General features: G+C 62.1%; 21 protein-coding genes. 8 read left to right on the forward strand and 13 right to left on the reverse strand.

Features of this window, described 5'->3' with window-relative positions; translation table 11 throughout:
• Positions 1 to 32: 32 nt before the first annotated feature.
• The 5 genes from FA94_RS29580 to FA94_RS29600 all read right to left on the reverse strand — a co-directional run bounded on the left by FA94_RS29580 (position 33) and on the right by FA94_RS29600 (position 5,242).
• Positions 33 to 599, reverse strand: a complete 567-nt coding sequence (locus tag FA94_RS29580; protein WP_035558075.1) for an Hcp family type VI secretion system effector — start codon at positions 597 to 599, stop codon at positions 33 to 35.
• Positions 600 to 624: 25 nt separating this feature from the next.
• Entirely contained in the window at positions 625 to 2,094 is a 1,470-nt protein-coding gene (tssC, locus tag FA94_RS29585) for a type VI secretion system contractile sheath large subunit (RefSeq protein WP_051980876.1), read from the reverse strand.
• Positions 1,995 to 3,425, reverse strand: coding sequence for a type VI secretion system contractile sheath small subunit (locus tag FA94_RS37450; protein WP_051980878.1), 1,431 nt, complete (start codon positions 3,423 to 3,425; stop codon positions 1,995 to 1,997). Before FA94_RS37450 ends, tssC begins: the two co-directional genes overlap by 100 nt.
• 520 nt (positions 3,426 to 3,945) lie before the next feature.
• Entirely contained in the window at positions 3,946 to 4,191 is a 246-nt protein-coding gene (locus tag FA94_RS29595; RefSeq protein WP_156126733.1) for a hypothetical protein, read from the reverse strand.
• A gap of 49 nt (positions 4,192 to 4,240) precedes the next feature.
• Entirely contained in the window at positions 4,241 to 5,242 is a 1,002-nt protein-coding gene (locus FA94_RS29600) for a sigma 54-interacting transcriptional regulator (protein ID WP_035558078.1), read from the reverse strand.
• An 870-nt stretch (positions 5,243 to 6,112) separates the two neighbouring features.
• Here FA94_RS29600 and FA94_RS29605 point away from each other — a divergent pair.
• Entirely contained in the window at positions 6,113 to 6,463 is a 351-nt protein-coding gene (locus tag FA94_RS29605; RefSeq protein ID WP_051980881.1) for a hypothetical protein, read from the forward strand.
• A 65-nt stretch (positions 6,464 to 6,528) separates the two neighbouring features.
• Here the strand turns inward: FA94_RS29605 and FA94_RS29610 are convergent, their stop codons facing one another.
• From FA94_RS29610 to FA94_RS29620, 3 genes are all read right to left on the reverse strand, one after another.
• A complete protein-coding gene (locus tag FA94_RS29610) occupies positions 6,529 to 7,038 on the reverse strand; it encodes a low affinity iron permease family protein (protein ID WP_035558081.1) in 510 nt (169 codons plus the stop codon).
• Between the two features lie 122 nt (positions 7,039 to 7,160).
• Positions 7,161 to 8,507, reverse strand: coding sequence for an MFS transporter (locus FA94_RS29615; RefSeq protein ID WP_231585057.1), 1,347 nt, complete (start codon positions 8,505 to 8,507; stop codon positions 7,161 to 7,163).
• Between the two features lie 369 nt (positions 8,508 to 8,876).
• The gene (locus tag FA94_RS29620) at positions 8,877 to 9,182 is read right to left on the reverse strand and encodes a hypothetical protein (RefSeq protein WP_035558084.1); all 306 of its coding nucleotides are present in this window, start codon (positions 9,180 to 9,182) and stop codon (positions 8,877 to 8,879) included.
• 785 nt (positions 9,183 to 9,967) lie between these two features.
• On the opposite strand from FA94_RS29620, the gene FA94_RS29625 reads away from it, so the two are divergent.
• Entirely contained in the window at positions 9,968 to 10,294 is a 327-nt protein-coding gene (locus FA94_RS29625; RefSeq protein WP_081936234.1) for an H-NS family nucleoid-associated regulatory protein, read from the forward strand.
• A gap of 8 nt (positions 10,295 to 10,302) precedes the next feature.
• Here the strand turns inward: FA94_RS29625 and FA94_RS29630 are convergent, their stop codons facing one another.
• From FA94_RS29630 to FA94_RS29640, 3 genes are all read right to left on the reverse strand, one after another.
• Positions 10,303 to 10,776 (reverse strand): arsenate reductase/protein-tyrosine-phosphatase family protein, encoded by a 474-nt coding sequence (locus FA94_RS29630; RefSeq protein ID WP_051981358.1) that lies wholly within the window; start codon positions 10,774 to 10,776, stop codon positions 10,303 to 10,305.
• Positions 10,777 to 11,024: 248 nt separating this feature from the next.
• Positions 11,025 to 11,228 carry a hypothetical protein gene (locus FA94_RS29635; protein WP_035558090.1) on the reverse strand — a complete coding sequence of 68 codons (204 nt, stop codon included), beginning with the start codon at positions 11,226 to 11,228 and terminating at the stop codon, positions 11,025 to 11,027.
• Positions 11,229 to 11,441: 213 nt separating this feature from the next.
• Positions 11,442 to 13,013 carry an MFS transporter gene (locus FA94_RS29640; RefSeq protein WP_035558093.1) on the reverse strand — a complete coding sequence of 524 codons (1,572 nt, stop codon included), beginning with the start codon at positions 13,011 to 13,013 and terminating at the stop codon, positions 11,442 to 11,444.
• 368 nt (positions 13,014 to 13,381) lie between these two features.
• On the opposite strand from FA94_RS29640, the gene FA94_RS29645 reads away from it, so the two are divergent.
• On the forward strand, positions 13,382 to 14,047 hold the full coding sequence (locus tag FA94_RS29645) for a gamma-glutamylcyclotransferase (protein WP_035558096.1): 666 nt from the start codon (positions 13,382 to 13,384) through the stop codon (positions 14,045 to 14,047).
• 4 nt (positions 14,048 to 14,051) lie between these two features.
• On the opposite strand, the gene FA94_RS29650 is transcribed toward FA94_RS29645, so the two are convergent.
• Complete coding sequence (locus FA94_RS29650) at positions 14,052 to 14,807, reverse strand: J domain-containing protein (RefSeq protein WP_051981360.1); 756 nt, start codon at positions 14,805 to 14,807, stop codon at positions 14,052 to 14,054.
• 79 nt (positions 14,808 to 14,886) lie between these two features.
• Between FA94_RS29650 and FA94_RS38875 the strand changes: the two genes are divergently transcribed.
• Positions 14,887 to 15,171, forward strand: coding sequence for a hypothetical protein (locus tag FA94_RS38875; RefSeq protein ID WP_156126734.1), 285 nt, complete (start codon positions 14,887 to 14,889; stop codon positions 15,169 to 15,171).
• Between the two features lie 210 nt (positions 15,172 to 15,381).
• Here FA94_RS38875 and FA94_RS38880 read toward each other — a convergent pair whose 3' ends face one another.
• On the reverse strand, positions 15,382 to 15,645 hold the full coding sequence (locus FA94_RS38880; RefSeq protein WP_156126735.1) for a hypothetical protein: 264 nt from the start codon (positions 15,643 to 15,645) through the stop codon (positions 15,382 to 15,384).
• A gap of 209 nt (positions 15,646 to 15,854) precedes the next feature.
• On the opposite strand from FA94_RS38880, the gene FA94_RS29655 reads away from it, so the two are divergent.
• The 4 genes from FA94_RS29655 to iaaH all read left to right on the forward strand — a co-directional run bounded on the left by FA94_RS29655 (position 15,855) and on the right by iaaH (position 21,956).
• Complete coding sequence (locus FA94_RS29655; RefSeq protein WP_035558101.1) at positions 15,855 to 18,614, forward strand: TonB-dependent receptor; 2,760 nt, start codon at positions 15,855 to 15,857, stop codon at positions 18,612 to 18,614.
• 388 nt (positions 18,615 to 19,002) lie between these two features.
• A complete protein-coding gene (locus tag FA94_RS29660; RefSeq protein ID WP_035558104.1) occupies positions 19,003 to 19,677 on the forward strand; it encodes an NADPH-dependent FMN reductase in 675 nt (224 codons plus the stop codon).
• Positions 19,678 to 20,009: 332 nt separating this feature from the next.
• Positions 20,010 to 20,225 (forward strand): DUF6566 family protein, encoded by a 216-nt coding sequence (locus FA94_RS29665; protein ID WP_035558106.1) that lies wholly within the window; start codon positions 20,010 to 20,012, stop codon positions 20,223 to 20,225.
• Between the two features lie 276 nt (positions 20,226 to 20,501).
• Positions 20,502 to 21,956 carry an indoleacetamide hydrolase gene (gene iaaH / locus FA94_RS29670; protein WP_035558109.1) on the forward strand — a complete coding sequence of 485 codons (1,455 nt, stop codon included), beginning with the start codon at positions 20,502 to 20,504 and terminating at the stop codon, positions 21,954 to 21,956.

Genomic DNA, 21,956 nt, shown 5'->3' on the forward strand with positions numbered 1-21,956 from the left:
GAAGCGGAAGCTGACAGGCGGTGCGGCTGCGTTCAGTCGGTAAACTGACCGATCGGGCGGTTGCGCGCGATCGACCAGCCGGTCGCGAGGTTACCGGCCGGCATGGTGTCCGCGCGCTGCACCGTGTACGTCCACAGAATTTCGGTGAAGTTGAGCTTGAACTGCTCGGTCGGCATGTCGTCCGGATGCGACTGGAACTGGATTTCGCTGATGATCGCGTCGCGCAGCTGGAAGGTCAGAATGTTGCCGGTCAGCTCGCCCGAGTTGCGTGCGATATACAGCTTGGTCGGCTGCGCCTTGCCCTTGCCGAGCGGTTGTGCGCGCAAGCAATACTCGTAGAACTTCACCGAGGTCTTGTCGACGTACTTGGTGCAGGTGAACTCGGTGATGATCGGACGACCCGAGGTCCGCGCCGAATTGCTGACGTCGGTGGTGATCTGCTGTTTCATGCCCTGGTGAACCGACACGAGCTCGATACATTCGCCGAGCGCGAGCACCTTGTCGCGCCAAGTGTCGTCGATCAGGCTGCCGCCGTTGTCCCAGTTGTTCGGGCCGCCGAATACGTCGGAGTCGCCCGGCTGCAACAGAATGAGGTCCATCGTTGTTCCTTAACGTTATGAGCGATCAGCCTGCCTTGGGCAGGTCGGCCACGAGCCGGATCGAGGTGGTCAGTTCTTCGAGCTGGAAATGCGGCTTCAGGAACATGGTTGCCTTGTACGAGCCGGGCGCGCCCGGCACTTCGGTCACCACGATGCTCGCCGAGCGCAGCGGATAGCTGGCCTTGATTTCCTGGGTCGCGTTGTCGTCGAGCAGCACGTATTGCGCGATCCAGGTGTTCAGATACGCTTCGAGCGTCGCGCGATTCTGGAAACCGCCCACCTTTTTTCGCACCAGCACCTTCACGTAATGCGCGAAGCGCGACGCCGCCAGCATGTACGGCAAACGCGCGGACAGTTGCGCATTCGCGTTGGCTTCGTCGGACAGGTACGTGATCGGCTGGTTGACCGTCTGGCCGCCAAAGAACACCGCGTTCGACGAACCCTTGCTATGGCACAGCGCGATAAAACCGAGGTCGCTCAATTCTTTCTCGCGACGGTCGGTGATCGCGACTTCGGTCGGGCAGAACAGCACCTGCGAACCGCGATCGGTGCGGTACTGGTAGAGCGGCAAACCGTCGACCAGACCGCCACCCTCTTCGCCGCGAATCGCCGCGGTCCACTGATACAGCGCGAACGCGTTGGTGATGCGCTGCGCCAGCGCGTAGGCCGCGTTGCCCCACAGGAACTTGCTGTCCGAGTCGATATCGGCGAACTTCACGCCGTTCTGATCGGCGTTCACGTTGGTCGGATCGGTGCTCGGGCGCTGGCCGTCGCTGGAGATGTCTTCGATGTAATTGAAGCCGACCGGCGCGACGGTGTAGTCGTACGGCAGGCGCAACAACAGACGCGGCAGCACCAGCGTGGCGTAGCGCGAATCTTCGGTCTGACGGAATGCGTTGAACGAAATCCAGTCGTTGCCTTCGAAGATTTTCGCGAGGTCGCGCGGCTTGCCGAGTTGCGAATAGTCGTCGAGGCCGAACATCGAAGGCTGCGCGCCGGCGATCAGCGGCGCGTGCGCCGCGGCGGCCACCTGCGTGACCTTGCTGAGGAACTCGATGTCGAGGAAGGTCTTGCCGATCGGGTAGTCCATGATCAGCACGCTGAACGGATTGCCGCCCAGGGTGCCGTATTCCGCTTCGTACGTGAGCTTGAACATCAGGCTCTGATCGAACTCGACGGCAGTCTCCAGATCGTTCGACAGTTCGTCGCGGCGCGTGTTGAAGACCTTCAGCTTCAGCATCGTGCCGGTCTCGGTGTTCGCCACCAGGTTCGCGATGCTGCGCCAAGTCGCTTCGAGCGTCTGGAACGAATCCGAGTGCAGGATCGCGTCGATGTTCGCGCTAAGCTTGCCGTCGATATCGACGACGGCGGCGTCGATCCACTGCGCCGCGTGCATCACCGGGGCGGGTTGCGGTTGCGGTTGCGTTTGGCTTTGCTGTTGCGCCGGCGGGGCGTCGACTGCGCTGAGCACCACGTCGTTGAAGTAGCCGAGCAAGGCGAGTGCGTCGCCCCAGTCGGGCGGGGTTTCGGCGGGGGGGCGGTGCCGGTGGTGCCGGTGGTTCCGGTGGTTCCGGTGGTTCCGGTGGTTCCGGTGGTTCCGGTGGTGCCGGTGGTGCCGGTGGTTCCGGTGGTGCCGGTGGTGCCGGTGGTTCCGGTGGTGCCGGTGGTGCCGGTGGTTCCGGTGGTGCCGGTGGTGCCGGTGGTTCCGGTGGTGCCGGTGGTGCCGGTGGTTCCGGTGGTGCCGGTGGTGCCGGTGGTTCCGGTGGTGCCGGTGGCTTGCGTGTTGGCGCCTTGGCCGTTGTCCGCGCCGCCTTGTGCGTTGTCACCGCCCTGGCCGCCCGCTTCGCCACCTTGCGTACCGGTGGTTTGCGTGGCGCCTTGTGTGTTGTTGCCGCCTTGCGTGCCGCCGCTGTTGCTGGTCGGAGCAGGCGGTTGCGTCGTCACCAGATGGCCGAGCAATTGCGACAGCACGTTGTCCGGTGTCAACTGGGTAGGCGGCAAGAGCGGCTTGGCGGCCGGCGTTACGCCGAGCGTGCGCCATGCGTCGGACGGCGATGCCTGGGCCGTCCCGGTTGTCCCGGTTGTCCCGGTTGTCCCGGTTGTCCCGGTTGTCCCGGTTGTGCCGGTTGTGCCGGTTGTGCCGGTTGTGCCGGTTGTGCCGGTTGTGCCGGTTGTGCCGGTTGTGCCGGTTGTGCCGGTTGTGCCGGTTGTGCCGGTTGTGCCGGTTGTGCCATTGGCGCCGTTCGCACCATTAGCACCGCTTGAGCTATTCGCACCGCTGGCACCCGCCGTTTGCGCCGACTTGTACTTATCCGCGATCGCCTTGCGCAACGGCACCTGATCCGGCGCACAAGTCCGATCGAGCGCTGCGGCCAGCGCGTCGTCGATCTCGGCGCGCGCCTGCAGCATCCGCACATTGGCGCGCGCCGCATTCCGCGCGGCCAGCCGGCCCACTTTTTTAACCACCGAAATCGGCTTGAAGTCGTCGAGCGTCTCGAACGTCAGCTTGGTCGGATCGTGCTCGACGTCCCCGCCGGGCGTCGTCGGCGGCAACGCCACCTTCGACAGATCGACCATCGCGCCGGCCGCTTTCATGATGTCGAAAATGTTGTCGCGATCGATCTCGATGAACTCGCGCTGCTTGTACGGTATCGGCAGATCCGCACTGCCCGCATCGCCGGAAAGATTCGCGAAGATGCCGACGATGAACGGCAATTGCGTCGCCCGTTGCGCGCCGCCGGTCTCCACCTCGTAGGTGATCTTGACGCGCGGTGGTCGCACGCGCGTCAGCTTTTGCTGGACGTTGTCGTCCTCTATAAACCCCATGTGCTCGCCTCGCTTCAATCGGTTAAGAAAGAGAAGGCGAACCAGACCCAGCCTGATCGGATGCTTCTCTCGTCCATTCTTCATACAAGCTTTGTGCCAGCTTGCGGATGATATGACGCGAGCCTTGCTGCGTGGGGCTCACGGCCACGTGAGGCGGCCGCCGACCGCGTCGCGCGATGAGTACGAATTCACCCACAACGATGGCAAGCACGAGTGCGAAAAAACCCGCTTCGGCACCGTGACGCCTGATCGATCCGGCGGGTTTTCGACCTACAACGTGGTGGGATAAATTCACCTCGCTGTGGGTCGAATCGAACCCTGCGGCAATCGCGAACAGGCGAGCGTCGAGAACGGACGAGCGTGCTCCCCGCGCTAGCGCTCGATCAGCAAAGTGGAGTCGATGTAATGACCGAACGAACGCTGAAGCATTGCTTCGCGTCGAGGGGAAATCGGAAGAAGAAGATGACGAAGTGGGCGACCGTGGCCGCTCCAAACGCGTAGTGATAGCGCCAGGCTCAGCTCAACCCAACGCGCCTGAATCGCGCTGTGCGCGCCACAACAGGCGGTTGCCGATCGGCACGCACGCCACCAGCCCTTGCTCGAACAGCAACTCGAGCGCGGCCTGCGTGATATCGGGCGAATTCGCCGCGGCGTCCGTGCCGATCCAGACGAAGTGCACGCCTTCGACAGTATCGGCCGCTGCCGGATGATCGAGCAGATAGCGAAGGATTTGCAGCGCGGCGATTCGCGTCAGATCTCCGATCACGATGCGATCCGTCGATCACTGCGCCGACAGCGCCGGATGGGCCTGTCCGTCAATTCGAGCGGTCACGGGCCAGGCCGTGTTTGCGAACCAGCTTACCGAACGCGCTGCGCTCCTCGCCGGCGAGCCGCGCCGCGAGCGACAGATTGCCGTTCGACTCCTCCAGCAGGCGGCGCAGATAGTTGACCTCGAAGCTGGCAATCGCCGCGGCCTTTTCTGTCTTGAACCCGCGCGGCACGTCGGCGCCACCGTCGGCCGAACTCGCCAAAGCCGCAATCGCAGCCGCTGCCGCTGCTGACGCCGTTGCCGGGCCGAGCGACACGAGATGACTGTCGGCGAGCAGAAACGCGCGATGGACCGCGTTCTCCAGTTCGCGAACATTGCCCGGCCACGAATGCGCGTGAAGATACGCCAGCGACTCGGCGTCGAAGCGCATTTCCTGCCGCGAATAGCGGCTGCGCAAGCGGTCGAGAAAGACTTGCGCGAGTTCGACCATGTCGTCCCCGCGTTCGCGCAGCGGCGGAATGCGCAGCGTGACGACGTCGAGCCGGTACAGCAGATCGCGCCGGAATTGACGCGCCTCGACCAGTTCGGCGAGGTTCGCATTGGTCGCGACGATGATGCGGACGTTCGCCTGGCGGATGCGCGTTCCACCCACGCGGCGATACGTGCCGTCCTGCAGAAAGCGCAGCAGCGACGCCTGCGCCTTGAGCCCGAGCGCGTCGATTTCGTCGAGGAACAGCGTGCCGCCGTCGGCCTCGCCGATCAGTCCCGAACTGTCGAGTTTCGCGTCGGTGAATGCACCGCGTTCATGGCCGAACAATTCGCTTTCCACCAGCATTTCCGGCAACGCGCCGCAATTGACCGGCACAAAGGCGCGTTGCTTTCGCTCGCCGAGATAATGAATCGCCCGCACGGCCATTTCCTTGCCGGTGCCGGTCTCGCCGAGCACCGTGACCGGCACTTCCACGCTGGCGATCTTTTCGATTTGCCGTCTCATCGCATGCATTGCCGCGGACGAGCCTAGCAGATTGAGACGAACGAACGGATCCATGCGCACCCCGGAAGCTGGTCTATAAATTTGGCCGTCCGCGAGCGCCTCGCGGACGACTTCTTTTCTTGTAGAGCAACGCGGCGAGGCCGCAATTTCTTATATAGCGTATAGCTGAATCGGATGTCGGGAGGCGGATTAGCGCACGCATTTCGCATATCCTCGATATGCGCTCTAAAGCATAACGGCTTTCAATTAACTTTAAAGAAATTGTGCTAATTGCATAACCGATATGTGCCATCCCTGCACCGGTGAATCGCAGCATAACGAATCGCGACGCGCGTAGCCAGAAGAAAAAACCACGAGCGATTACGGTCGGTTAACGGAGTGTGGCCAGGCTGCGGTGCAGTACGAGCGTTGCCTATGCGCTAGTGGATGGAATTTCGGTGGCTACCAAAATTTAATTAACCGGAGATGACAGTCTGCTACTTCATGTGCGGAGTCGTCAGGATGCGACCAATTCCGGCCACACTATATTTCGCCGTCCCGAACATTTCTCTTTCGTTGACACATAACGTTAAGTAGATCGACATGGGCGATCTCCCCCTGAAAACTTCGGCGCACCAGACTCGATAAACGGTGGACTAGATGCCCAATTTTTTCAGCGAGCCGCAAGAGCCATGCAGTCCGCTTTGACGAAAAAGCATGTGTGCGGCAGCACTTCGCGCCCATTGTCGATTGCAGGCGCGGGCAGTTCATCGGGGACCCGGATTGGCCATCCGGCAATCACAGGATTGCGCAAAAACCTGTATGGATGTACAGTGCCTCCCGATGGATGTCCGAACCTGCCCACGAACCGTGGTGCGGGATCTCGCGAGCCACGCCGCGTAGTCGTGACGCTCCGCAAACGTGGGGCAAGCCCAAGGAGAAAACATGTTTCGATTTGCGATCCGAGGTGCTGTGCTGCTGGCGTTCGCTTCGACAGCGGTAGCCGGCGAGCACTACATCGAGATCTGGAACCCGCCGGAAGCGCGGCTCCCGCAGCCATCCGTTAGCGGCAAGGGTATGGCGGGCAAGACGCCGCTCATTCCCCACCATGCATCGAGAGCAACGCCGCGTCGGGTTGCGGATCCGGTTACGAGATCCGCTCCGGGCAAACGCGTGGCGGACACCTTTAAAAAGCCCATATCACCACGCCCCACCGACATCCCTCGCATCATGACGCCTGAAGGCAATGTGCTTCGTGTGAACTACACCGGTTCGCCGGTCCTGGTGCTGCGCTGATCGAAACGTCCCTCGCGGCAAGTATCGAAGCTGTGCTCGTCATATGAGTCGCGTTTGAGTCACGTTTATCCCCGCGACTTCACCGGCTTTTCCATGCATGCATCGACGTCGATACTTTCCTGATCGTCACCCTGCGCCCGGCTCGCCAGCCGCAAATAAGCGGCCGCGAGTCGTCGAAGCTCGTCTTCGGATGCGTCTTCAATGCCGATCAATTGATCGTTCGCCGCGCGATGCGACGCGAGCAGTTCATTCAGCTTCAGATGCACCGCCACGCTGTCCTTGTTCTGACTTTGCTGGATCAGAAAGACCATCAAAAAGGTAATGATGGTCGTGCCGGTATTGATCACCAGTTGCCAGCCGTCGGAAAAGTGGAATAGCGGACCCGTCACGCCCCAGACGATCACCGTGATTGCCGCGACGCCGAATGCAACCGGTGAGCCGGCCAGCCGCGTGACCGAACTGGCGAAGGTATCGAAAGCGCGCGTGATGGGGTGGCGTGCCGCGTACGCTGGGCTCGCTGTGTCCGGGACGGTGCTCAGGCTGTCTGCGTAAGAGCCCGGTTTTGCTGCTCGCATGGCTGCCTCCAACGGTTGTGATCCACATCCGCTGGGTAGCATTTTGCGTGCCGTGTGGCTGTGGCATGTGTTGGAGGATCATGCCGCCATGAAGCATGCGGTTACGCACGGCGTCGACGCTGTTAGTCAGTACAGGCGGGACACGCTACCGTTGTCGCTGTGGGCTCGCTGACCGGCTTGCCTGTCGGCTTATTGGCCACCTTGTTGGCGACCTTGCTGGCCGAATGAGTTACCGCCTCAGCCACCCCAGCCGCAACCGTCGCACCCTGCTCCCCCCGCCCGAAACTCAGCAACACACCGAGCCCCAGCAAGGCGAGCGCGCTACCAAGCAGAAGATCGGCCGAAATCCCGACGTGATCGACCACCATCCCGCCCACCAGCGAGCCGAGTGCGATCGCCACCTGAATGATGCTGACGAACAAAGCCGACCCGGCTTCCGGCGAATCCGGCGTGGCGCGCTGAATCCAGATACTGAAACACAACGGCAATGCGCCGAACGAAACGCCCCACGCGAGCACGAGCGCCGTTACGCCAATCGACGAATGCTGCAACAGCGGCAACGATACCAACGCGACCATCAGCAGCGACACCATCACACCCAGCGAGATCTTCAGATTGCGCGTGACCGTGGACGACACCGCGAAGTTGGAGACGAACCCGATAATGCCGAAACCGAGCAGCAGCCAGGTAATCGTGGACATGTTCAGATTCGCATTGCGCAACAGGAATGGCGTGATGTACGTGTACGACGAGAAATGCGCGCCGAACACCAGCGCCACCATCAGCATGCTTTTACGCGGATGCGAACGGCGCAGCAACGTCACGAGATCGTGCAGGCGCAATGCCGCATTCGACGGCAACGACGGCACGAAGAAGAACTGCGCGACGAGCGCCACCGCAACCAGCACCCCGGTCGCCATGAACGAAGCACGCCACGATGCGAAACTCGCGATGAACGTGCCGAGCGGCACGCCGATCACCGTTGCGCACGTTACGCCAGTCAATATCGTCGCCATGGCGCGCGCGGAATCTTTCGGCCGCACGAGGCGGCCTGACGCCGCCGTAGCCAGCGTCCAGAAACCGCCCAACGCGGCGCCGAGCAACGCACGGCCCACCAGCATGAAAAGGAAATCCGGCGCAAAGGCGGAGATCAGATTCGACGCCAGCAGCAACGCGGTGAGCAGCAGAAAAACGCGCCGCCGATCCATGCGCCCCGCCACCAGCATCAGACCCGGCGCCGAAATCGCCGCGATCACGCCGGGCACGGTGACCATCAACCCGGCAGTGCCCGGCGAGACGCCCAGATCCGCCGCGACGCGCGGCAACAATCCGACCGGCAAAAATTCGGTGGTCACGAAGGCAAAAGCGCCGATTGCAACGGCGCCGACCGCGAGCCACGAACGCACGGACGACGATGCACCATCGTCCGTCGAGGCGTGGCTCGACGGCAGATTATCTTCCATCAACATAGTATTGTTTGCGGGTTACTTAACAACGAGTGGGATTGGAGCGGCAGTGCCGGGCTAATCGAGTCGCGGACTGCCCACCCTGAATAAAAAAGCAGGTCCTGTGGACCTGCCAGAGATTGCGTCACCGGAACTCAGTGAGTGAAAACCAGTATGCGCACACCATAACATCGTATTAAACCGCTCGCTGACCGCCCCGAAAAATCGCAGTCGCGCGTGGGGTTATTGATGCGGTCCTGGCGCGTGGGCATAGCGCTTGCGCAAGCGCACGCGAGCGCTGCTTCTTAACGATGTCATCGGGGGATTTGCATGAAAGCGGTGCGAAGTTGCGATGTCTGTCACGCGCACCGCACCTTCGCCCGCCGGCCCTTTTCATTGACCAAAATAAACCCGGCATAATGGCCCGGAAGAACACGGCTGGCTCTGCCGGCCGCCCATTTCCGATTGCCCCGCGGCCACGCCGCCATAAGACGCGTTCCGCACGCGCTGCACGGGCTGTCCCGCTTCTCCGAACGACATGTCGGTGGTTGCTTGCACCGATTCGTTCGCGTTCTGTTGCATCAGCGTGCGGCCCGACATACCGTCGCCTTCGCCGCTATCCGTCTGCAGCGCGCCGACACTCACCGGCACGAGCAGCAGAACCGCGCTTGCCATTGCGACCCATAGATAAAATTTCATGTCCAGACTCCTCGAATCCGGCGCAGCAGAACTCGTCCTCCCAAAGAATTGATCCGCGAAAAAACGCCTGGCCGCCCAATCGGGCCGACGGACGAGTCATTGCTAATGCATGACTGCTGCGGCGAGTCACCGAACTAAACGAACTATTCATTGCCAGACCTGCAACCGATGTCGGACGCGTTCTCGCGGCGCGCCGGAATCGATCGCCACAGGCTGGAAACGCGGATTTTGGCTCCGCTGTTCCGTTATAGGTCGGCCGCTCAGGAATTCAATCTCCGACTCGCAAGCTATGCGATTTGCCGTCGGACCGGTTCGCTTAGCCGCACTCGCGAACAAAATCCGACAAACCAGCGCGTGCGTTGCCCGCGCAGTGCGTTATGATGCTGCCATAACGTAAAAAAACGGCCCCACGCGAGGCACCGGCGAGAGACGGAAGCGTGGACGTGAAACCAGCCGGACGCACTCAGCGCATCGTCAACATCGTTCGTTCCCAGGCGGCCGCAAGGCTTATCCAGCCTTATCTGCCGTCAGGCAGTGCGCCGGAATACGCGCTGAATGTGCTTGATCGTGCCGATCGGCATAGCTGGTATTAATGGCAGCCTGACCGGACAAATGCAGTACCGCAATTTACGGAGCAACGTTATTTAACGCTGCCAGAAGCATTTCCTTCAATCGATAACCCGACCGCGGGCCGGCCCCATTTAGATGGGCTACAGGCTTACGCGGCTTTTCCTTGCAATCTGTAACTGACAGAACGCCGGACGCTTTAGAAGGACGAATATCTTATGGACGAAAGGAAGCGAGATAGCATGATTGCGTATCTCCGCCATCGCATGGAAGAGTTTGGTATCGAGCCGGAAGATCTGGCTGCGATATTGGCGGCCGAGCCCGCAGCTCAAAAGGACGCACGCTACCGTAGCGCGACCGGAGATAGCTGGGACGGCCAGGGCGACATGCCGCAGTGGCTCAAACAGGCAATCAGCGCAGGGCAATCAATCGACCACTTTGAATTGTCGGCAGCGCCGGCGCCCACTCCGCAGCCGAAGAAAAACGTGGACTGGAAAAACGATCCGTTCGCAGGCAGCCCGCTGGCCCGTTCGAACAATCGTTAATCCGGCGCTCACGCGTTGCAGGTGGTGAGTTGCGGCGGCACCGTGTATTGCGGCAATTGAATGAATGCGCTGATCTGCCGCACGATTTGCCAGAACAGTTTGTCGAACAGCCGCCCGCGTTCCGCCTCCGAAACGTCGTCCGCCAGCGGATCGGCAAAGCTCCAGCGATACAAAGCCGGTTCCCCCGGAAAGACAGGCGCGTAAGGCGCGGCGACGAAGTCGTCCATGGCCACGATGACATCCATTCGCGGTGCCCACTCGCCGGTGAATTCCAGCCAGCTTTTGGCGCCGAGTACGCCGAGTTCCGAAATGCCCGGCCGCAATTGCGCCACGGCAAATGGATGAACCCGCGCGGCCGGTTCCGGCCCCGCGCTGAATGCATCGAAACGGTGTCCCGCTAGTTCCCGCAATAAAGCTTCGGCAATAATGCTGCTTGCTGAATTCTCACGGCAGAGAAACAGCACCTTATATTTTCTGGTCACGCTCACCCCGTACCCATATATTTTTGCTTCTGTGCAGCATTCTGCCGTCGCAGTCTTGCGCCCTCGTGACACTACGATGACCTGATTGATGGCGCTACGGGAAGTTGTACCAGGGGACTCGACTCTCCGGCGCCGCGCAATGCTTCTGCCCGCCAGTGTAGCAGCGTGAACAACCATGCTTTCATTAAGCTGTCGCTCATGCGCCGATACGCTGCGTTTCGTCACATGACTGCGGCGCATCAATCTCGTCAACTCGCGGCCTCGCTGTCGCGCCTCTCCGACACGATCCGATTAGCCGCGTCGCTGCCTTGCACCGTCGCGGGAAGAGTCGGCTCGAACTGCATGGCGGCTGCGGCAGGCTTGCTAACTGCCTTGACGCCGTTCGCAATGCCCGGCGCCGCGACGTAGGGAACGAAGGCCGCCACTGCGACGACAATAATGAAAGTGAACATGAGCGTCGTACCTCGTGGAGGGACTGCGTGAAAGACCGCGTGAGGGATTGCCTGATGGTGGAGATAGGTCAGAACGGAACGGCATTCGCTCGACTCGCGTCGCGAACGGTAAGAACGTGTCTTTGATTCTAGAAGCGCGGCTTGCCGCGCTAAAGGCCGAGGTCTCTATCAAATCGGCCTACGTCTATGGTCTGGCGGCCAACCTGTCTTTCGTCACACCACGGCGGATTCTTCGGCCTCTTGCGATGGCTCGTTGTCTTGTTCGTTCTGCTGCGCTCCCGTGCGGCTCAAAAACGCGAACGACGCACACGCGGACAGCAGCGTGATCACGATCAATACGTGCAGCAAACTCGTGAACGCCTGCGTATAGCTGAGCGCGAGTTCGTGCCGGCTGATTTGCGGCAAACTCGCGGCGGCGCTTGCCAGGTCGCCCGTGGTCAAACGCTGCGCGGCTTCGGCAATGCGCTCTGTCATCGCAGGGCTGCCGTCCGCTGTTATTCGCGTAAGGCTGTGTTGCGCGAGGCCCGCGAGTATCGCCGTGACGATCGCGAGCGCAATGCCTTCGCCCGCCACCCGCGTCGTGCTGAAAATGCCCGTGGCCATGCCCGCGCGCTCCTTCGGGACGACACTCACCGATAGTCCGTCCATCAAACCCCATGGCATCCCCGCGCCGATGCCGACGATCAGCATCGGCACAATCGCGGACCCGCGCGATGCGCCGATGTCGACACAGCTCAGCCAGTAAAGTCCCGCTGCGGCGATCAGAAAACCGAGCCCCGACAGCACGCCCGCCGATATCCACCGCGTCAACGCAGCAACCAGCAGCGGCACGGCAAGCAACGGTGCCGACAACGCGATCATCAGCAGGCCCGCCTCCATTTCGCTGAGACCCTCCGCGCCGATAAAACGCAGCGGCAACATCACGATCAGCACGATGTAGCAGTAGCAGGTGCCGACCGGCAGAATCTGCACCCCCACGAAACGCGGATAGCGAAACAGGCTCAGATCCAGCATCGGCCTGGCGACGTGCAGTTCCACCGTCACGAACACGGCCAGCATGACCGCCGACGCGCCCAGCAGGCCGACCACCAGCGCGCTGGACCAACCGGCTTGCGGCGCCTGAATCACCGCAACGGTGAAGAGCCCGAGCGTGCCGGTGAAGCTCAGCGTGCCGGGCCAGTCGAGACCGGTGGCGGCCGGGTCGCGTGTTTCGCGCATGCGCGGCACGCCGAACACGAACGCGAGCGCGCCGATCGCGGCGATCGCCACGAAGATCGCGCGCCAGCCGAAGTGCGTGATCAACGCACCCGCCATTAGCGGACCGAATGCGAGGCCGAGACCGAAACTCGTCCCCAGCAGGCTGAACGCGCGCGTGCGGGCGTGGCCGGTGAATTCCTGCGCAAGCGCCGCGGATCCGCTCGCCAGCGACGCCGCCGCCGCGACGCCCTGCAGCGCGCGCAACGCATCGAGCCAGGCCACCGAAGGCGCCAGACTCAGCGCCACCGACGCCACGATAAAACCGCCCAGCCCGGCCACGAAAAGCCGCTTGCGGCCGAACTGATCGGCGAGCGCGCCGGCCGCCATCAGCAGGCTGCCGAAGCTCAGCATGAAGGCGTTCGTGATCCAGGTGAGCGCGCCCGCGCTGCCGCCCAGATCGCGCCCGATCGCGGGTGTAGCGACCGCGCCGCCCGAGAACGCCAGCGGCAGCACCAGCGCGGATAAACAGACGGCGGCAAGAATCAGCGGTTTGGCGCTGGCCTCGCCGTGTGACGTTACAGTTTTCATCGATCAGTCCTTCCCCGAAATCCGGCCGTGGCATGGCGTGGCGAACCACGAGCGCCGGCCGGACGCGCCCGCGAAGCACCAGCACTCAAAGGCGTCATTCTGGCGACGGCGACGGGGCGGATAAAGAGCCTCCAGGTCGTGACTGAGCGGCCTGAAACGCGACAATCAGCGATGCTGAAGACGTAGCGGCGGCTTGGGGATTCGCTAACTACACGGCAAAAGGTCGGCAGCGATTGTCGCCATCACGGCGACACAGCATTTCCGTCAGACGGATTTTTCCGGGCGGCCGTCACGTTCATACTGGTGGTGATCTTTTACGCCGATGCGGCCTGAACCCCGCGCGCGGCACACCATGACGGGACCATCGGATGTTGAACAGAAACGCCATCAGCTCGGGCGCCTATCTCGAGAGCTTCGATTCGCTGCCCAAAGAAATGCTCTGGACCCAGGAGCGGATCGACGCGTCGCTCGCGCAAACGCTGCGCCAGCGTCCGGACGACGGCGAGGTCTGGGTGTTCGCTTATGGCTCGCTGATGTGGAATCCGATCTCCGACTTCGACTGCCGTCGCATCGCGACACTGCATGGTTGGCATCGCAGTTTCTGCATCCGGCTGATCGCGGGCCGTGCAACGCCTGAACAGCCGGGTCGCATGCTCGCACTCGAACCGGGCGGCAGCACGCAAGGCGTCGCGCTGCGCCTGTGCGGCGCGACGCTCGTCGAAGAATTGCGGATTCTGTGGATTCGCGAGATGGTGACCGGCGCGTATCGTCCGACCTGGGCACCCGTGACGCTCGAAGACGGCACGCAAGTCCAGGCGATCGCCTTCGTGGCCGAGCCGCAGGATCAGCAATACGAAGGCGACGCGCGGGCGTCGACGATCGGCGCGTCGATGGCGGTCGCGACGGGCCTGTTCGGCACCAATGCCGAGTACGTGTTCAAGCTACAAACCGCGCTCGTCGATTGCGGACTCAACGATCCTTATATCGACGACCTCGCGGCCGAACTGGCGCGACTCACGAACCAGCCCGCGTGATGCGTCAGAACCGCAAGCCGTTCAGGAATTGAAACCAGAGACCCCCGAGTACACCGGCGGGATGCGCGGCGGAAGTGGGGTCGGTGGGTTTGTCTTCATGCTGTTCTTCGCGCTTGTCGTCACGCGTGTCCTCGCGCTTGCCGCGGCCCGCGCGATTCGCCGGCGCTTCACGCGTCGCGGTGCCCGGTTGCGCGGAAGCCGAACCTGAAGCCGCCGCCTGCGCCGAAGCAGGCTTTGCGTTGTTGTCGAACGCGGCTTCGGCAGTCGCAACCTCCACGTCAACCTTCGCTGCCGCCGCTGCCGTCTCGCGCCGCGCCCTCTGCAAGGCCGCCACGCTGTCCGCGATCTGCGCGGCTCGCCGCGCCTCGCAGCGGCGCCCGAGCAACACGCCGAACAGCACGTCGCGGTTGTGGCCTTCGTCGGCGAAACGCATGGCGAGCGACACCATCTCCGCGTAGGCCACTTCGTCGGCGGCTCGCGCTGCTGCTTCGCGCTCCGCCTGAGCCCGTTGCTGACGCGTACGCTGCGCCTCCCAACCGCGCATCTGCTCGGCGTAGACGGCGTCGTACACCTTGCGTTGCGCGGCGTCGGAGAGGAGCGCGTACGCGTCCTTGATCTCCTGAAAAGTGGCGCGCGCAACGTCTTCCGCGCCGCTGTTGCGGTCCGGGTGCCACTTCATCGCGGCCTTGCGGTAGGCCCGCTTGATTTCGTCGTCGGTGGCGTGCGTGGGCACGCCAAGCGTTTCATAAAGAGTTGCCATTGCCTGCTCGACCTCGCCGTGAATCGCGTCGCGGATCATCCTAGCATGTGAAAAATGTCAGCCATCTGCATGAGCGCGCATGAACCGGCGTGACCGCGATTTCACGCCAAGGGCTTCGCGCGTCGCACGCGGCCAGCAGAGAGACTTGGTGGCGCACGCGAAAACCGCCCCGCTTTTCGAACGCTTTCTCGCGAAGCTGTCAGTTCCGGCGATAAAACAGAATACGGTTGGGGCGCAAAATCCCAATCGCACGCGCGATATTCGCGCCGATAGACGACATTCACCGTCGAGCAATATCTCTTCAAAAAACACCGTCGCGCGAGCAACCCCGTCGATTCGATTCCTATCTTCCGCCATTCCATAAAACCAACAGAATTCCACCGATTACTTTCTACAACTCGCTTCAACCGCTTCAGATTTTTTCGGCCCAGCACATTAACCCGCTCACCTCGCGCGCTATTCGCGCAATCGCGACGCATTCGAATCGCATAAATAAAATTACCAATACCTTTCATTTTTAAAATCCGTACTTCCTCTTCATGAAACTTTTTGTATTTTTATCAAAAAAAGTTTGCTATGTAATTTTTTTTCTTGATATCTTCACGATCCCAAGAGGGTCTGTAATGTGCCGCATGGAAAAAAGTATGAAACCTGTCGGACGAAAGTAGGCTGATTGCATATGTTTTTCAGGCCTTTTTATTCCCGAAAACGAGGTTTCAGCATTCCCGCTATACGCCCCCATGCCGCTTGAGCAGACGAAGTTGACGTTAAAACGATAGGTCGCAGTTTCGGCCATGCCTGAGTGAGACACGAGAAAACGAAGCACTTTCATTTCCATCACCCGGTAATCCGACACGTTGAAATTTAGCGTGTCCCGTCTGTTCGCCTTCAGCTTCGCGCACGGTAAATCAGCGCGAGGCGAAGTGAATGGATGGGACAGCTTTATATGGTGCGGCGCAATATCGCCGCCAATCGCGTGGTGAGGTTCACGAGACCTCGCCAACCATTTTTGGCGTAGCTCTATTTACAAGCGAGAAAGGGGAAAAATTGAAACAGCGTGCATTGGCATTAGCCATAAAAAGAATAATCTGGGCCGAGTTGGCGTTTTCGGCTGCGCTCGCCGTACCGGCATTCGCGCAGAGCCAGCCTACTGCGGCGGGAAATACGGCCGCGACACCGTCTGTCAATAGCGCTACGCCACCGGCCACGAGCCCGGCCACAACCCCGGCGACCGCGTCCAAAGAGAAGGTTCAACAGATCAAGACCTTCGAAGTGACCGGATCGCTGATTCGCAGCGCCGACAAGGTGGGCTTCAATCAGGTTCAGAAGATCACGGCGAAGGACATAGAAAACAGCGGCTATACCAATGTGGCCGACTACCTGCGCAACGTGTCCGCCAATTCGGCCAGCAGCTGGGGCGAGGGATCGACCAACAGCTTCGCGCCGGGCGGCGCGGGCATCGCATTGCGCGGCCTCAGCGAAAAGTACACGCTGGTGCTGGTCGACGGGCAGCGTGTCGCGCCTTACGCATTCGCCGTCAACGGGACCGATCAGTTTTTCGACGTCAATACGTTGCCGCTGAACATCATCGATCGCATTGAAATCGTGAAGACCGGCGCCGTCTCGCAGTACGGTTCCGACGCCATTGCCGGTGTGGTGAACATCATCACCAAGCACAACTTTCAGGGCCTGGAACTGGGCGGCAGCTACGGCGGCGCCACGCAGAACGGCGGCGGCCAGGGCACGACCCGCTTCAGTATCCTGGGCGGTATCGGCGATCTGAATTCGGACCGGTTCAACGTGACGGCCGCGCTCAGTTACTACAAATCGAACGGCTTTCTGGCCTCCGACCGCGATACGACGCAGAACCAGGATTTCTCGAATCAGCCCGGCGGCCTCTCGAACCAGTCGCCGTCGTACTGGCGGCGCGGCAACGGCATCGGCAACGTGCCGCTGAGTCCTTGCCCCAACGGCGGCACGGTCGCGCCGGCCAATGCCAATGCGCAGACTTATGGTTCCGGCGGCACCGTCTGCCAGAACAACACCGCCTACGCGACCTCCCTTTCGCCGTGGACCGAACGCCTGAGCGCAAAGGTCCACGCCGACTTCAAGATCAACGACGCGATGCAGGCGTTCGCCGATCTGTGGGAAAGCAACAATACGACCAACACCAACAATTTCGTCGGACGGTTGAGTTCCAGCACGCAGACTTACGATCCCGCCACCGGCGGCGTCAACCTGATCTCGAACGTTGTGCCTGCAAGCAATCCCTACAACCCGTTCGGCGTGCCGACGCAGCTTCGCTACGCGTTCCCGGCCACGCAGTCGGTGCGCACGAGTTCCAATTTCTGGCGCGCCGCTACGGGTGTGAAGGGCTCGTTCACCACCCCCGGCATTGGAGACTGGGACTGGAGCGCCGCGTATACGCATTCGCAGAACACGGTGTCGAACACCTTTTCCAACCTGATCAACGCGAACGCGCTGACCAACATCATTCAGAACGGTGGGTTCGACTTTGCCAATCCGGCCGCGACGCCGAACGGCCTGAATGGGTTGTACGGCAGCACCTCGACGCAGGCGATCACGAAACTCGACGCGGTTGACGCCACGCTGGCGACACCTCATCTGTTCACGCTGCCCACCGGCGACGTCGGGCTCGGTTTCGGCACCCAGTTCCTGCATCAGAGTCAGTACATCGGCACCGGCGCGGGCTACGTGAACGGCACCTACGTCAATCCGTCGATCCAGTCCGTCGACGGCGAACGCAACGTGGCCGCGGTCTATTACCAGGTCGATATTCCGCTCCTGACGAACCTGACCTTCAGCCAGTCCGGCCGTTACGATCACTACAGCGATTTCGGCGGTGCGTTCTCGCCGCGTTTCGCGCTTCGCTTCCAGCCGGTTCGTCAATTGACGATGTACGGGTCGTACACGCGCGGCTTCCGCGCGCCGACGCTGATTGAAAACACCTCGTCAAAAACGTTCGGTGCCCAGGGAGCGATTGATCCGCACGATCCGAACGATCCGGGCGCTTATGTGTTGCGTGAAGAAATCCAGGCGGGCTCGCGCAACCTGCAACCGGAGCGGACCAGGAACTACAACCTCGGCTTCCAGTTGTCGCCGACCCGCACCACCGACATCGGCTTCGACTGGTACAAGATCCACATCGACAACGTGATCGGCACGGACGATATCCAGTCCGTGGTGAATGAGAACGATCCGTCGAAGGTCATCCGGAACCCGAATGGCTCGATCGCGTATGTTTTGCTGCCGTACCAGAACCTGGCGTCGCTCGATACGGACGGCTTCGAAACGACGTTCCGGCAATCGGTGGCCACCAAAATCGGCACGTTCACCCTGTCCGGAGACTGGACGTACGTGTGGCACTTCAAAATGCCGGTGGGTGGCGTCACGACCGATTTCGCCGGCAACAACGGTGCGCAGAATACGCCGTTCGGCGCCAGCTTCCCGCGCTGGAAGGGCAATACCGATCTGAACTGGAACTACCAGAAGTGGAATGCCACCTTGACCTGGGTTTATACCGGGCCTTACGCGCAAGCCATTCTGCCGTCGGGGAACTATCCCGGCATGAAGGACGGCGTGTCGTCCTATAGCCAGTTCAATCTGTTCTTCAGCTACACGGGGATCAAGCACTGGACGCTCTATGCGGGTGTCGACAACATCTTCAACCGCGCACCGCCGTTCGATCCGACCTTCATGAACGCCAGCTACCAGTCGGGTTACGACACCTCGCTGTACTCCTATGTCGGGCGTTTTGCCCAGATCGGCGCGACCTACAAGTTCTGACGCACCACTACCGGGCCGCCTGCGGCCCGGTTCTCCACTCCCCACGATAGACGAAAAAAAGGCCTCGCCACTTAGCGTAGCGAGGCCGAGTCCCATGTCAAGGAGATGTCATGGAGGAGACGATTCGATCATAGCGTCCGCCCAGTGCGCCCCCAACGAATCGTTCGCCATATGCTTATCCCGCATCGATCCAAGTGCATTCCAGCGCACATTCGCGAGCAGAAAAAAGACCCGCTGCCTCACGCGGGTTATATCGTTAGAACAAAAAGTCGCTTCGCGCAGCAGGCGATGGTCTTTAAGATGACACTTCAAAGTCCGGTTCGTCCCGGCTTCGCTGCGCGCAGCCCCGCGCCGGCAAGCTGTGAGCCGTTACCGAAGGAGCATTTCGTTGACCAGTTTCGATCATCAGCGCCGGCCACTCGTTATCGGCATCGGCGGCACGACCCGCGCCGCCTCGTCGACCGAGCGCGCGCTCGGCTTTGCGTTGCGCGGCGCGGAAGCCGCCGGCGCACAAACCCGCCTGTTCGGCGGCACCTTCCTGCATAGCCTGCCCCACTACGCCCCTGAAAATCCCGCCCGCACCGACGAACAGCTCGAACTGATCGAAGCCGTGCGCCACGCGGACGCGCTGATCATCGCCACGCCGGGTTATCACGGCGGCGTGTCCGGGCTCGTCAAGAATGCGCTGGATACGCTCGAGGAATTGCGCGCCGACGAGCGTCCGTATCTGGACGGCCGCGCGGTCGGCTGTATCGTCACCGCGTACGGCTGGCAAGCCGCCGGTTCGGTGCTGACGTCGCTGCGTTCCATCGTCCATGCGTTGCGCGGCTGGCCCACGCCGTTCGGCGCCGGCATCAATACGCTGGAAACGCGCTTCGACAGCGTCGACACCTGCTCGGATCCGAAAGTGGTCGATCAGCTCGCCACGGTCGGCCAGCAGGCCGCGCAATTCGCACTGGCTTTTGCCTCGCATCGCACGCCTTCTGCCGCGTCGGTCTCCGGCGCGCAGAACGAAGCAGCACGCAACGAAACGCAACCCGCGCGCCTGTTGCACGCCGTTTAATCCTCTTCGAAACACGTTGCCTGAACGCCGTGGCGCCGCATTAGCGGTCCACGGCGTTCGCGCTTGTCCGAACCGTGCGCCACATAACAGACCACGGCCCCGCCACGCCGGATAGTGTGTGCGAGCACAACCGATATGGTCCGATGCGAACGGATGAAGTCCGTTCCCGAACCCCGCTGATTTGCTTACGACGAATGATTCGTTCACCGGCTGCGCAGTGCCCTCTACGCTTGATCCTGCCCGCCGACTCACCGGCCGCCCGACGCTGCCAATACGCGTCCCACGCGCCGGTTTCCTCGACAACGCAAGCGGGCATACTCACTGCCACGACCATGAATTCACATCTCCGCTACAAGGGTTACGAAGTCGCGCCGGTTGCGCAACGCCTGCCCAACGGCCTGTTCGCCGCCAACCTGACGATCGAGAAAACCGCTGCGAACCACGAGCAAGCCTATTCATTCGACGCGCTGGATTACTTCTTCGACGAAGAGCATGCGCTCGCGTACGCGTTCCGCTGGGGACGCATGTGGATCGATAACCACCAGTAACGCCATCCGCTACGGCCTTGCGTCGACCGGCGTCGACGCAAGGCAGGTTGTGCCAGAATAGACGACACCTCGAGCTCGTCCCTGCACGCCTGCCATGACCGACGTATCGACCGTTGTCGCCGCCCTCCGCTGCCCGCTTTTCCCTGCCCCTTCCTCCCGTACCGATCCGGCGGTCGTAGCCGAATGGCCTGCGTTCGCGCGTGCCGCACTGCGCTCGCTGCCTGCCACCAAACCCATCGCGCCGACCCGGCACCCTAACCTATGGAGACACCGGCCATGACATGGACCGTCGATGAACAACTCGCGCTAACCGCCACCGACGCCATCGCCGCCATCCAGTCGGGCCGCCTCAAAGCCGCCGACTACGTGGCCACGCTGCTCGCGCGCGCGGCGTCGCTTGGGAGCCTCAACGCGCTGACCACGCTCGACCTCGACGGCGCGCTCGCCGCCGCACGACGCATCGACGCGTTGCCGGCCGCCGCGCTCGCGCAATTGCCGCTAGCCGGCTTACCGATCGTCGTGAAGGACAACATCAACACAGCCGGTTTGCAAACCTCGGCGGGCACGCCGGCGCTGGAAGGCTTCATCCCGAAGGCGAACGCGCCCTCGGTGCAGCGTCTGATCGACGCCGGCGCGATCGTGCTCGGCAAGGCCAACATGCACGAACTCGCGTTCGGCATCACCAGCACGAATCTCGCCACGCACGCGGGCCCGGTGCGCAATCCCTACGATCCCACGCGGATTCCGGGCGGTTCGTCGGGCGGCACCGCGGCTGCGATTGCCGCGCGCATCGTGCCCGCCGGACTCGGCACCGATACCGGCGGCTCGACGCGCATTCCGGCGGCGTTGACGGGCACCGCGGGGTTTCGTCCTTCGGTCGGCAATGGCGGCGCTGAACGGCGTTATCACGACCCGGACGCCGTGGTGCCGATCAGCCATACGCGCGATACGGTCGGGCCGATGGCACGCACCGTCGCCGATATCGCGCTGCTGGACGGCGTGATTACCGGCAGCGGCGCGTTGCCGGATATCGCGCTGAGCGGCTTGCGCATCGGCTTGCCCGCGTCGCTGTGGGACGGGCTCGAGCGCCAGGTAGACGACATTGCGCGCGACGCGTTGCGGCGGCTCGAAGCAGCGGGCGTGGTGTTCGTGCCGGTGGCAATGCGTGAGCTCGATCATTTGAACGGCATGGTGGGCGGCCCGATTGCGATCCACGAGGCGCGCGACGACGTGCCCGCCTGGCTCGTCGCGAACGACGCGCCGGTTAAAACCGTCGCCGAACTCGCGGCCCGCATTGCGAGCCCGGACGTCCGTGCGATTTACGACGGCGTGCTCGGCGACGTGCTGGCCGCGCAATACGACGACGCGTTGAATCTGTGGCGGCCGCGTTTGCGGGCGTACATGGCCGCGACCTTCGCCGACGAGCGGCTCGACGCGCTGCTGTTTCCGACCACGCGTCTCGCCGCCGCGCCGATCGACGATGTGTATGGCTCGTCGTTCGTCAGCATCGACGGCGGCGAACCGATCGACACCATGGACGCGTTCCTGCGCAATACCGATCCGGCCAGCACGGCGGGTATTCCGGGGCTGTCGCTGCCTGCCGGCATGACCCCGGGTGGCTTGCCGGTCGGCCTGGAACTGGACGGGCCGCTGGGTGAGGACCGGCGGCTGCTGGCAATCGGCGTCGCGTTCGAGCGGTTGCTCGGTGTGCTGCCCGCACCGACGCTTTGA

The sequence above is a fragment of the Burkholderia sp. 9120 genome (assembly GCF_000745015.1).
GTDB lineage: Bacteria > Pseudomonadota > Gammaproteobacteria > Burkholderiales > Burkholderiaceae > Paraburkholderia.